Below are 12,244 nucleotides of genomic sequence, written 5' to 3'. Positions count from 1 at the left end.
CAAAGCTTTTTATCGCCTCAATGAACATGTCCTTCATACGGTCGAACATAAGTTATCAGCCTGATGTGACATTTTCATTTGGTCGATAAACGAATATTATGCTGGAGAGTCGATTTTGGACTCTCTTTTTTGATGAGAAATTTTATTATGGGTTAAAATCTGCTCTCATGTATACGTATCATCTTATGCATATACATGAGCAACCCTCATATCTACGATAATCAGTTTGCATATACATGAGCAATCCTCATGCCTACGATAATCAGATTGCATATACATGAGACCCCCTCATGCCAACGATAATCAGATTGCATATACATGAGACCCCCTCATGCCTACGATAATCAGATTGCATATACATGAGACCCCCTCATGCCAACGATAATCAGTTTGCATATACATGAGCAACCCTCATGCCTACGATAATCAGTTTGCATATACATGAGCAATCCTCATGCCTACGGTAATCAGTTTGCATATACATGAGCAACCCTCATGCCAACGATAATCAGTTTGCATATACATGAGACCCCCTCATGCCTACGGTAATCAGTTTGCATATACATGAGCCCCTGCTACCCTCTGAAAACAAAAAAACAGTCCAAACACCTTAAAATAAAGGTGTTCAGACCGTTTATCCATCTTTCTTATTTAACTTAAACAACAAATATCCAATAGATGAATCCCCATATAATACTCATAAGGAGGATGCCGAAAAAGATAATGTATTTTGCTTTATTCATTTATTTTAATTCCTTTAAGAAACTTTGGCCGTGTGTTTCGTAGTCCACGCCGAAGTTTTCAGCAATTGTTGCTGCGATGTTGCTGAAGGTGCCGCATTGGTTGATCTCACCAAAGTCCAGGTCTTTGCCTGTCGTGATTAAAAGCGGAACATATTCTCTCGTGTGGTCTGTCCCTGTGTAAGTAGGATCATTTCCGTGATCTGCTGTAATAATTAAGAGATCGTCTTCTGTCAGTTTGCCGGTAAGTTCAGGCAGTCTGTCGTCAAAGGCTTTTAAGGCATTGCTGTAGCCCTCAGGATCACGGCGGTGACCGTATTCCGCGTCAAAGTCCACCAGATTCAGGAATGATAACCCGTTAAAGTCGCGGTCCATGACCTGCAGAAGCTTATCGACTCCGTCATCGTTATTTTTCGTACGGACTGCATCTGTGATTCCGCTGCCTGTAAAGATATCGTTAATCTTGCCGATTGCGATAACATCTTTGCCATCATCTTTAAGCGCGTCCAGCACAGTTTTGCCGAATGGTTTCAGTGCATAGTCATGACGGTTTTCGGTACGCTTAAATTCACCTTTTTTAGAACCGACAAACGGACGTGCAATAACACGGCCGACTAAAAACTCAGGGTCTTTTGTCATTTCGCGTACTTTTTCACAGATTTCGTAAATTTCCTCGAGTGGAATAACTTCTTCATTCGCTGCGATTTGAAGAACAGGGTCGTTTGATGTGTATATAATCAGATCTCCTGTTTCCATCTGATGCTCACCGTATTCTTCGATAATATCGGTACCGCTCGCCGGTTTGTTGCCGACGATGCCGCGTCCTGTTGCTTCGGTGATTTTTTCCAGCAGTTCATCTGAAAATCCGTCAGGATAGACTTTGAAAGCTGTATCGATATTCAGACCGGCAATTTCCCAGTGCCCGGTCATCGTATCTTTACCTTTCGATACTTCCTGCATCTTGGTATAAAAACCTGTTGTATTTTCAGTTTTTTCAACACCCGGCAGTGCTTCGATATTGCCTAGCCCGAGTTTCGCGAGATTCGGCAGCGTATTCGGATGTGCTTCCAGCGTATGTTTTAAAGTATGTGTACCGACGTCTCCGAAATCTTCAGCATCAGGAGCTTCCCCGATGCCGACAGAATCGAGAACGATTAAATGAATTTTTTTGTACATAATAAATTTACCTACTTTCTTGGATGGAACTGCTTGTACATTTCTCTGATTTTGCTTGCAGAGATTTGTGTGTACACCTGCGTTGTGGATATATCGGAATGACCGAGCATTTCCTGAACCGCGCGGAGATCTGCGCCGTTCTCAATTAAATGCGTGGCAAAAGAATGCCGGAATGTGTGCGGCGTAATATTTTTATTGATGCCGCTGATCAGCACATACTTTTTAATGGTCTTCCATAATCCCTGACGGGTGAAACCTTTACCTCTGTTCGTAAGAAACAGTATATCAGTATTTTCATGCTTTAATAATGTTAAACGCTGATTTTTTATATAATTATTTAATTTATCTGCAACATATTCGGTCGTCGGAACAATTCTTTCTTTATCACCCTTGCCGTATACACGAATAAAACCCATGTCCAGATTCAAGTCGCTGAGCTTTAAATTAATCAGTTCACTGACTCTGAGTCCGCTCGCGTACAGCAGTTCCATTATTGCGTTGTCGCGTATGCCCTGAGCAGTCGAATCAGGCGAATGCAGCAGCGTTTCCATTTCTTCAACGGACAGCACAACCGGCAGCTCGCGTTCTTCTTTCGGCGTATTGAGCCGGAGCGCAGGATTCGTCTCGATTACCTGCTCGAGCTGCAAAAACTGATGGAAATTTCTGAGCGTCGACTGGATACGTCTGATGGTTTTGTTGCTTTTGCCGCCGAGCGATAAAAACTGTAAAAATGTTACGAGGATTTCTGTCGTAATCTGGTCGACACCCGTAACATTTTCATCAGTTAAATATTGACTGTATTGTTTTAAATCCTGTTTGTATGATGATATCGATGCATCGCTTAAACCTCTTTCGATTTTCAGATAGGTCAAGTATTCATCGATATAACGGTTAAGCATCTGTGCTTCCTTCTTTCCCTTTGCATAACTTGCAGACACCGTGGAAAGTTAAACGGTGGTCGATGATTTCGAAATTAAAATCGCGAGCAACGATTTTTTCAACATCGGTCAGTAAATCTTCTTCGATTTCTTCCACCGAGCCGCAATGTATGCAAATTAAATGATGATGAAAGTGCTGGGCACCTTCTTTTCTGAGGTCGTATCTTGAAACGCCGTCGCCAAAATTAACCTTATCGAGTACATTCAATTCGTTTAAGAGCTCGAGCGTACGGTAGACTGTTGCCAGTCCGATTTCCGGGTATTTATCTTTTACTTTCATAAAAACATCTTCAGCACTCAAATGAGAGCTCTCATTTTCAAGCAGCACTCTCACAGTGACTTCCCGCTGTGGAGTTAGTTTATACCGAGCATCGTGCAATGCTTCTTTAATGCGCTCAATTCTTTTTTCCACAACTGCACCTTCTAACTTTCATAATCTTATTGATAACAATTATACATAACTTCTCAGTATTTTAAAAGTTATTTATAATAATTACAAATAACCTCTGGACAGGAGCACATGGTGGACAGCAACTAGTGTTTTACCGTCTCTGAACTCGCCGTTATGCATTTTCTCTTTTAATTCTGCCAGCGGAATTTTAACGATATCTAAAAATTCGTCATCTTCCAACTGAGAATCACCAAAGGAAACTTCGTTTGCTTCATATAAATGTATCAATTCATTTGAGAATCCGGGGGAAACATAAAATTCATACAGTTTTTTAATATCGCCGGACTCCCCGCCGATTTCTTCTTTCAGTTCTTTTTTCACTGTGTCATCGGGATGCTCATCAATTTCAATTTTTCCTGCCGGCACTTCCAGCAGTACTTCTTCAGTTGAAATTCTAAACTGTTTGACGAAATACATACATTCGCTGTCCGTCGCAATAACACCGACCGCCCCTTTGTGGTAAACGACTTCTCTGTATGCTTCCTTGCCGTTCGGCAATTCCACGGCCAGTTTTTTGACGTCGATTATTTTACCATCATATATATCTTCTTTAGAACGTGTCTTCTCTATTAAATGTTCGTTAGAAATATTAATCACCGCTTTTCAATAATTATATTAAATATATCACATTAAGTTGTAAAAATAACGATTTGAAATTTTTATACAGGTGATATAATAATGGTTGTTATAAGAATGGAGGATCACAATGAAAAGTTTTTCCAAATGGCTTGCCGCCCTCTTCATGTCGGCAGCTGTGATGTTTATATCGCTCGGCTACTTTGCTTCGAGCCAGATTATGTTTTTTAAACTGAGAGACGTTGAAATTATTAAACGCCGCGAAACGCGTGCAAAACGGATGAATATGGAAGAGTACGAGCAGCTTCCTAAAGACATCGTAAACGTACCGTCAAGATTCGGCTATGATATCAGCGCCTCCTTCATTTACCCGAATGAGACAAACAAATGGATAGTTATTTGCCACGGCGTATCCGAAAACAAGCTGAGTTCAACCAAATACGTCAATTTATTTAAAGATATGGGCTTTAACTGTGTTGTTTACGATGCGCGCCGTCACGGCGACTCAGGCGGTGTCGATTCAACTTACGGCTTTTACGAGAAGTTTGACCTTGAAACAGTTATTGAATACCTCCTCGACAATTACGGTGATGATATTGAATTCGGGGTGCATGGTGAATCCATGGGTGCCGCAACCACGCTGCTGTATGCGGGCGAACTGTCGAACAAAGCAAAATTTTATATATCAGACGCATCTTTTGCGAAGTTCAGAGATCAGCTCGCGCATATCTATACTTCGTATTCCCGGGTTGCATCACCGGTAGTACTGCTGTTCACCTATGTTTTCCTGAAATTAAGAAGCAAGTTCAGCTTGTACCACGTATCACCGGTTAAAGTTGTCGATAAAATAGAACAGCCCGTTCTGTTTATTCATTCGAAACGGGATTCATTTATTCCCTACGAAGCAAGCATCGAGCTCTATAACAAGAAAAAAGGACCGAAAGAACAGTGGTATCCGGAGCGCGGCAATCACGTAGAAAGCTACAACCGCAATCCGAAACAGTACCGTCAGACGGTCGCCGATTTTATTTCACGTTACGCGGGATGGGAAGTTCAAAATAGTCATAAGCAATAACTGCGCGGCCTTCAAGCAAGGCTGCGACTTCTTTAATATCCTCATCAGTATAGCGGCTGCTTATATGCACAATCAGCAGCTCTTTGTAATTAATATCTTTAAAAATATCCAGCACCTGATTAACTTCCGAGTGGAAATAATCATGTGCTTTTTCTCTTTCATTTTTTAAAAATGTAGCTTCGTGAACAACGAGGTCAGAGTTGCGGATTAGATTCAAATACTCCTCATCACTGTTTAATCGTGTATCTCCGTGCACCGTGATTTTACGACCTCTTATGGTTTCTCCGATAAAATCCGCCGACTTATACACTGTCTTATCGACAGTGAAAGTTTCAGCCGACTTAATCTCTCCGTAAACAGGGCCTGGTTTTAAGCCGATTTCGCGGAGTTTATCCGTCTGAAGCTCTCCTATTTTGTCATCTTCTTTAAAGATGTAACCAAAAGAATCAATGCCGTGTGATAAGGGCAGCACATGAACATCAAAATTGTTCAGCCGAATATTCATATGAGCCTCTACTTCGATGATTTCAAGCGGATAATTGAGTGTGCTCTCAGAAATACGGAAAGTCGTCTCCAACCATTCACAAAGACCCGCAGGTCCATAAATTTTAAGAGGAATTCCTTCCCCGCCCTGAAAAGCTCTCGACGATAAAAATCCGGGAAGACCGAAAATATGATCGCCGTGCAGATGCGTTATAAATATATTTTTTATCTTAGATGGTTTAATATGAGTATGAAGGATGCGGTGCTGCAGAGCCTCACCGGCATCGATTAAAATATATTCATTGTATTCAAGCACGCAGTCAATGACAAAACTCTGCGTATTCCTATCTTTAGACGGCAGCCCTGCTCCCGACCCCAAAACAGTAAATTTCATTTCGACACCTCGTTAATTAATTGTTTTATTATATCATATAATCAGTTGTGTTTTTTACCCGCGGGTGGAATAATAAATAAGAGTACATTAAGTATAGGTGATGACATGGAAACGATCAGATTTGTAGAAAGATTTATCGTATATATAGAAGACCACCTCAGAGAAAATATAGATTTTGGTGAGGTTTTGGAAAATATGGGCGTGGAACAGAAATCATTTATGACGATATTTACTTCGCTCGTTGGAATGACACCATCCCAGTATCAGGAAAAACGATGTATGACGGAAATTGCCTACGAAGTTTACCAGGGGCACAGACGCCTCGTTGATATTACTAAATATTACGGTTACCGCGATATTGATTCTTTCAAAAAAATATACAGGCGCACATTCGGTATCCCAGTACACGAAACAGAACGCCATATTAAAAAGATAGACCTGCTGGATTATATTTCGTTTGAAGTGGTGCCGACGAAAAAACCGAAATATCCATCTTACAGAAGTTTTGTTGAAAGCTTTCGGCTGATTGGCATTGCTCAGTATTTTGATATTAACTCATATCAGCCCGACTATAAATACAAGTTTCTAAAAATTCTTGAGCGCGATGGACTGATTGATGAAATCTTAAGATACAACGACGGTTTTGTAAAAGGAATCTTTGTCCAGGAGCGGTTTATCGACGGAGAAATGGAAATCTTCGTCGGGACGGCAAGCTATCAGCACACCCCCTTTGACGAAACTTTTACCGAATCGATGAACTATGAAATATTTGAAACATCCGGCGACCCGGGTGCTGCCATCGATAAAGTGTACGAATATATATTCAGAAGATGGCATTTTCGTGAAGATGTTAATATGACATGTGACTTTTCACTCGAATTAATTAAACCTACTTATTCCTTTGAAGACCCCGGAACAAAAATCCAGGTGTGGCAGGCTTTAGATGAATAATTGATGAAACCCGCTGAAAATCTTATGATTTTTAGCGGGTTTTGTTGTTGTACGACTCAAGCCGGCTCCTTTATGCGGTTGATTATTGTTTATCAGCCTGAAGTGAGTGGCAGCAAGCGGTTCTCATGTATACGTATTTCCGTTTCCGTAGGTATGACGGAATCTCATATATACGTAAACCCTTAATCGTAGTCATGAACAAGCCTCATGCCTATGTATTTATTTTTGCATATACATGAGGAAGTCTCATGCATACGTATAAAGAAATACATATACATGAGGACGAAAATCCCAGATAAAAAGCCGGGACTTCTGCCCCGGCTCAAAATTATTTACTCTCATTTTTATAGTGCACTTTAACAATTTCAACAATCAGTTCCGTCATTTTGTACAATTCTTCAAGCGGCATACGTTCGCTTGTCGTGTGAATATATTCGTATCCCACTCCTAAAATTGCCGTTGGTACACCCTGGCCGTGGAAGATATTGCCGTCACTGCCTCCGCCGAGACTGATAATGTCAGTTTCTCTGCCGATATTCTCAATTGCTTCTGCTGCTGTTGTGATAACAGGGTCTTCTTTTGGTGCGTGCAGTGACGGGTACATAAGATCAACCTCGACATCAGCGCTGCCGCCGTATTCCGCTGCTGTTTCTTCAAAGGCGGTTTTGATTTTCTCGGATTCTGTTTGAAGTTTTTCATCTGATAAACTGCGCACTTCCGCTAAAATCTCTACATTGTCGGCCACGATATTCGTCGCCTGGCCGCCCTGGATAGTTCCGATGTTTGATGTCGTTTCTTCATCGATACGTCCGAGGTTCATCTTGCTGATTGCTTTGGCAGCGAGGTTAATTGCACTGATGCCTTTTTCAGGTTCGATGCCGGCATGTGCTTTCTTACCGTATATCTGCGCCTTAATTTTTGTCTGAGACGGTGCACGGTTAACAATTGTACCGACTTCGCCTGTACCGTCGACAGCGTAGCCGAACTTGCTTTTAATATTTTTAATATCCAGTGCTTTCGCTCCGACTAAGCCTGTTTCCTCGCCCACTGTAATAATGACTTCAACGTCACCGTGAGGAATATTTTCTTCTTTCAGCACGCGTACCGCTTCGATGACTGCAGAAATACCCGCTTTGTCATCAGCGCCTAAAATTGTTGTGCCGTCCGAATATACATAACCGTCTTCGATGTGCGGTTTAACACCGATGCCCGGCGTAACTGTATCCATATGCACCATAAATGCTACCGGCGAAATTTTTTCTTCGCCTTTAAGAGTAAAAATTAAGTTGCCTGCTCCGTAGCCTGTTACATCCTGTGTGTTATCCTCGAAACCTGCAAGATCGAGTTCGGTCAGAAGATTAAGCAGGTAGTCCGCTACTTTTCTTTCCTGTCCTGAGACTGAGTCTATTTGTACGATTTCTAAAAATTGTTCTGTCAGACGTTCTTTATTCATAAAATTATGCCTCCAGCAGTTGATATATTGATTTATCTTCATGTATAGTTATTGTAACAATAAATTCTTAAAGGTGATGGGCGCATGCAAAATAAAAAAGTACAAAGATATATAATCTGGTTTATGATTATTCTTATAGTAGTTTCCGGCCTCTTAATGGGTGTCAGCTACTTAACTTCATTTTAAAATCAGTGTAAAAACACCCTCAATAAATAGTTGAGGGTGTTTTATTTTCTTATGCTTCTTTACCGTGTTCTTCAAACCACGCTTGCAGTCCGGTAATAACGCTCATGATTTCATGGCCTTCAATTTCGTGGCGTTCAATCATATCAACGATTTTACCGTCTTTAAAGAACGCAAATGATGGAGATGATGGTAAATAATCAGGTGCTTTATCACGCATCTGTTCAGTTGCTTCTTTATCCTGGCCTGCAAATACTGTCAGAACCTGATCCGGAAGCTTGTCGTAATTTAACGAATGAATGGCTGCAGGACGGGCGATTCCGCCGGCACAGCCGCACACAGAGTTAACCATAACAAGTGCGGTTCCCTCTTTGTTTAAGTGTGCTTCGACGTCATCCGGAGTAAGCATTTCTGTATACCCCACGTCTGTTAATTCTTTACGCGCATTCTGAACTAAATCCTGCATGTATAAATTAAAGTCTAAATCCATTTTGAAAATCTCCTTTATACGACTCATTAAAAGTCATGTCAGTACTGTTTATTTTAGCGAGCGTATGAGTGTTTGTAAAGTTAATAAACCGAATCTGCATCCGGATCGAGATTCTCAATTTTTTCTTTCACAGCTTTAAGGAACTGCCCTGCGACTAATCCGTCGAGCACACGGTGGTCGATTGACAGGCACAAATTAACCATATGGCGCGCTGCGAGCATATCTCCGATAAACACCGGTTTTTTCACAATGGATTCCACTTGCAGAATTGCCACCTGAGGCTGATTAATAATTCCCATCGACTGAATTGAACCGAAGGCGCCTGTGTTATTCACAGTAAACGTTCCGCCAGACATATCATCGCCTGTTAATTGGTTAGAACGGGCTTTATGTGCGAGCGTGCTGATAGATTTCGCGATGCCTGTTAAGGAGCGCTCATCGGCGTTTTTAATGACCGGTACGAACAGCTTATCTTCATTCGCAACTGCGATGGATAAGTTAATATCATCGTGGACGGTAATCGTGTCGCCATCCCACGAACTGTTCAGAATCGGATAATCTTTCAGCACCTCCGACACAGCTTTTACGAAAAAGCTGAAGAAAGTTAAATTGTAACCTTCCTGCTCTTTAAAACGTGCCTTGTGTTTATTGCGCAGATTAACGAGATTCGTTGCATCCACTTCCATCATCAGCCAGGCATGCGGTATTTCCGTTTTCGACTGAACCATGCGTTTGGCAATTTCCTTCCGCACGCCGGATACTTTAATCGATTCGCCGCTTTTAACCGATGATTCTCTCTCAGGGACCGCTGGTCTTTCTTTTTCAGCTGTCGGTGGGTTTACAGCTTGTTCCTGCTGTTTAACCGGTCCTTCAGCGAGATACTTCTCGACATCTTTTTTAGTAATGCGCCCGTTAAAGCCGGTTCCCTCGAGTTCTTCGATATCGATACCGTGCTCACCGATTAAACGCATGACGACCGGCGATAATCTCCGGCCGCCTGACTGCTCTTTAACATCAGGCTTATTTGGTCTAACGGCTTCTTCTTCAGGTTTATTTTCAGCGGTTTCAGATACTTCTTCTTCTGCTGCCGGTTTTCCGTCAGCTCCCCCGTCAATATCAATTTTATAAATTGGTGCGCCGACATCGACAGTCTCACCTTCGGCCACAAGTATTTCCGTAATGACACCGTCATGCACCGACGGCACTTCAGCTGTTACTTTCGCTGTATTGACTTCGCAGACCGGGTCGTATTCACTGACTCTGTCTCCTACTTTAACCAGCCAGTTTTCTATCGTTCCCTCGGTTACGCTTTCCCCGAGTTTAGGCATTGTAATTTCCGTCATGTCTGTCACCTCTTAATACTCGCTGAGTTCGAGCATTTTATTGTAAATTTTATCAGGATTCATCATAAAATAATCTTCCATCGGCGGTGCATAAGGCATCGACGGCACATCCGGCCCCGCAAGGCGCATAATCGGCGCATCGAGATCGTAAAGACAGTTTTCACCGATAATTGCCGATACTTCACTGATCAGGCTGCCCTCGAGATTATCTTCAGTTACCAGCAGCACTTTCCCTGTCTTCGAAGCTGCTTTAATAATTGCTTCTTTATCCAGAGGATAAAGGGTGCGTAAATCAAGGATTTCCGCTTCGTATCCTTCTTTTGACAGCTGTTCTGCCGCCTGCATAGCGTAATTGACGCACAGTCCGTAAGTAATGACAGTAATATCATCACCTTCGCGTTTAACGTCCGCTTTACCGAGAGGGATCGTATAATCACCCTCAGGCACTTCGCCTTTTAAAAGCCGGTAAGCTTTTTTGTGTTCAAAGAATAAGACCGGGTCGTTGTCTTTAATAGCCGCCATCAATAAACCTTTCGCATCTGCCGGTGTTGAAGGCACGACAACTTTAAGTCCCGGTGTAGAGACGAAGATCGATTCAATCGACTGCGAATGATACAGAGCCCCATGAATACCTCCGCCGAACGGCGCGCGGATAACCATAGGCGCGTTCCAGTCGTTATCCGAACGGTAACGGACTTTAGCCGCTTCATTTAATATCTGGTTGACTGCGGGCAGAATATATTCTGCAAACTGTATTTCAGCGACAGGCCTTTTACCCATCATTGCAGCGCCGACACTCGTACCGACAATATTGCTTTCAGCAAGCGGAGTATCGAGGACGCGCATTTCTCCAAATTTCTCCTGCAGTCCTTCTGTGACTTTAAAGACGCCGCCTTTTTTACCGACATCTTCACCGAGTACAAATACATTATCATCCTGTTCCATCGCAACAAACAAGGCATCGCGAATTGCATCGAGATAAGACAATTTAGCCATTGTTTACCTCCTCATAAACGTGTTTTAAAGTGTGTTCAGGTGCTGCATAAGGGGCAGCTTCGGCGGCTTTCGTCGCCTTGTTTACAGTATCTTTAATTTCAGCTTCCACTGTTTCAAGCCATGCTTCGTCGATAACTTTCTCCTCGAGCAGATAGAGCTTAAATGACTCCAGACAGTCATCTTTTTTATTTTTCTGAAGCTCATCAGCTTCACGGTATTTATCGTCATCGTCTGATGAGTGCGGTGTTAAACGAATGGACATTGCTTCGATTAAAGATGCGCCTTCACCGTTAACTGCCCGGTCTCTCGCTTCTTTCATCACTTTGTAGACAGCGATTGGATCGTTGCCGTCGACCTGTTCCCCGTGCATGCCGTAGCCGACTGCCCGGTCCGATAATTTGTCTGCGCCATACTGGAGGTGTGCCGGTACGCTGATTGCATATTTATTGTTTTCAATCAGGCAGATAAACGGCAGTTTGTGCACACCGGCAAAGTTTAATCCTTCGTGGAAATCACCCTGTGATGTTGAACCTTCCCCAAGCGTTGCAAGAGAGACACGTTTTTCACCGTCCATTTTAAAGACGTAGCTCGCGCCGACTGCATGCGGAATCTGAGTCGTTACAGCAGATCCCTGAGTCATAATATTGCTCGCTTTCTTGCTGAAATGCCCCGGCATCTGGCGTCCCCCGCTCTGCACATCTGCACCGCGGGCAAAGGCTGACAGCATCGTTTCTTCCGGCGTCATTCCAAAATGCGTCACGAGCGCAAGATCCCTGTAATAAGGGTTGATAATATCGACTTCTTTGTCGAGTGCGAAGGCCGCACCCACCTGAGTTGCTTCCTGTCCCTGGCATGAAATGACAAAGGGCAGCTTTCCTGCGCGGTTTAAGAGCCACATCCGCTCATCAAGACGACGTGATAGCAGCATTGTTCTGTACATATCCTGTAAATCTGTTTCTGTTAAATCTGTTTCTTTATGTGATAACAAGAATTTC

The 12,244-nt window shown here is 42.7% G+C and carries 13 protein-coding genes; 3 read left to right on the top strand and 10 right to left on the bottom strand.

What is annotated here, in order from left to right:
* Positions 1-743 precede the first annotated feature (743 nt).
* From deoB to MHH58_RS06305, 4 genes are all read right to left on the bottom strand, one after another.
* Positions 744-1,916 carry a phosphopentomutase gene (gene deoB, locus MHH58_RS06320; RefSeq protein WP_135096795.1) on the bottom strand — a complete coding sequence of 391 codons (1,173 nt, stop codon included), beginning with the start codon at positions 1,914-1,916 and terminating at the stop codon, positions 744-746.
* Between the two features lie 11 nt (positions 1,917-1,927).
* The gene (gene xerD / locus MHH58_RS06315) at positions 1,928-2,815 is read right to left on the bottom strand and encodes a site-specific tyrosine recombinase XerD (protein ID WP_135096793.1); all 888 of its coding nucleotides are present in this window, start codon (positions 2,813-2,815) and stop codon (positions 1,928-1,930) included.
* Complete coding sequence (gene fur, locus MHH58_RS06310; protein ID WP_135096791.1) at positions 2,808-3,266, bottom strand: ferric iron uptake transcriptional regulator; 459 nt, start codon at positions 3,264-3,266, stop codon at positions 2,808-2,810. The genes xerD and fur overlap by 8 nt, the downstream gene beginning before the upstream one ends.
* 81 nt (positions 3,267-3,347) lie before the next feature.
* Positions 3,348-3,902 (bottom strand): NUDIX hydrolase, encoded by a 555-nt coding sequence (locus tag MHH58_RS06305; RefSeq protein ID WP_341345369.1) that lies wholly within the window; start codon positions 3,900-3,902, stop codon positions 3,348-3,350.
* 109 nt (positions 3,903-4,011) lie between these two features.
* Between MHH58_RS06305 and MHH58_RS06300 the strand changes: the two genes are divergently transcribed.
* A complete protein-coding gene (locus tag MHH58_RS06300; RefSeq protein ID WP_135096789.1) occupies positions 4,012-4,956 on the top strand; it encodes an alpha/beta hydrolase in 945 nt (314 codons plus the stop codon).
* Here MHH58_RS06300 and rnz read toward each other — a convergent pair.
* The gene (gene rnz, locus MHH58_RS06295; protein WP_341345368.1) at positions 4,907-5,833 is read right to left on the bottom strand and encodes a ribonuclease Z; all 927 of its coding nucleotides are present in this window, start codon (positions 5,831-5,833) and stop codon (positions 4,907-4,909) included. The two genes, MHH58_RS06300 and rnz, sit on opposite strands and share 50 nt — an antisense overlap.
* A gap of 105 nt (positions 5,834-5,938) precedes the next feature.
* Here rnz and MHH58_RS06290 point away from each other — a divergent pair, with 105 nt between their 5' ends.
* The gene (locus MHH58_RS06290) at positions 5,939-6,784 is read left to right on the top strand and encodes a helix-turn-helix domain-containing protein (protein ID WP_341345367.1); all 846 of its coding nucleotides are present in this window, start codon (positions 5,939-5,941) and stop codon (positions 6,782-6,784) included.
* Positions 6,785-7,112: 328 nt separating this feature from the next.
* Here the strand turns inward: MHH58_RS06290 and MHH58_RS06285 are convergent, their stop codons facing one another.
* Positions 7,113-8,237 carry a M20/M25/M40 family metallo-hydrolase gene (locus tag MHH58_RS06285; RefSeq protein WP_341345366.1) on the bottom strand — a complete coding sequence of 375 codons (1,125 nt, stop codon included), beginning with the start codon at positions 8,235-8,237 and terminating at the stop codon, positions 7,113-7,115.
* 84 nt (positions 8,238-8,321) lie between these two features.
* On the opposite strand from MHH58_RS06285, the gene prli42 reads away from it, so the two are divergent.
* Entirely contained in the window at positions 8,322-8,423 is a 102-nt protein-coding gene (prli42, locus tag MHH58_RS06280) for a stressosome-associated protein Prli42 (protein ID WP_162842266.1), read from the top strand.
* Positions 8,424-8,472: 49 nt separating this feature from the next.
* Here prli42 and MHH58_RS06275 read toward each other — a convergent pair whose 3' ends face one another.
* From MHH58_RS06275 to MHH58_RS06260, 4 genes are all read right to left on the bottom strand, one after another.
* Entirely contained in the window at positions 8,473-8,910 is a 438-nt protein-coding gene (locus tag MHH58_RS06275) for a BrxA/BrxB family bacilliredoxin (protein WP_135096781.1), read from the bottom strand.
* Between the two features lie 80 nt (positions 8,911-8,990).
* The gene (locus MHH58_RS06270; RefSeq protein ID WP_341345365.1) at positions 8,991-10,253 is read right to left on the bottom strand and encodes a dihydrolipoamide acetyltransferase family protein; all 1,263 of its coding nucleotides are present in this window, start codon (positions 10,251-10,253) and stop codon (positions 8,991-8,993) included.
* Between the two features lie 12 nt (positions 10,254-10,265).
* A complete protein-coding gene (locus MHH58_RS06265; RefSeq protein WP_115884340.1) occupies positions 10,266-11,249 on the bottom strand; it encodes an alpha-ketoacid dehydrogenase subunit beta in 984 nt (327 codons plus the stop codon).
* Positions 11,242-12,237, bottom strand: a complete 996-nt coding sequence (locus MHH58_RS06260) for a thiamine pyrophosphate-dependent dehydrogenase E1 component subunit alpha (protein WP_341345364.1) — start codon at positions 12,235-12,237, stop codon at positions 11,242-11,244. Before MHH58_RS06260 ends, MHH58_RS06265 begins: the two co-directional genes overlap by 8 nt.
* Between the last annotated feature and the right edge of the window lie 7 nt (positions 12,238-12,244).

This window comes from Jeotgalicoccus sp. FSL K6-3177, assembly GCF_038050175.1.
GTDB lineage: Bacteria > Bacillota > Bacilli > Staphylococcales > Salinicoccaceae > Jeotgalicoccus > Jeotgalicoccus nanhaiensis.
This window is presented reverse-complemented; position numbering and strand designations above follow the sequence as displayed.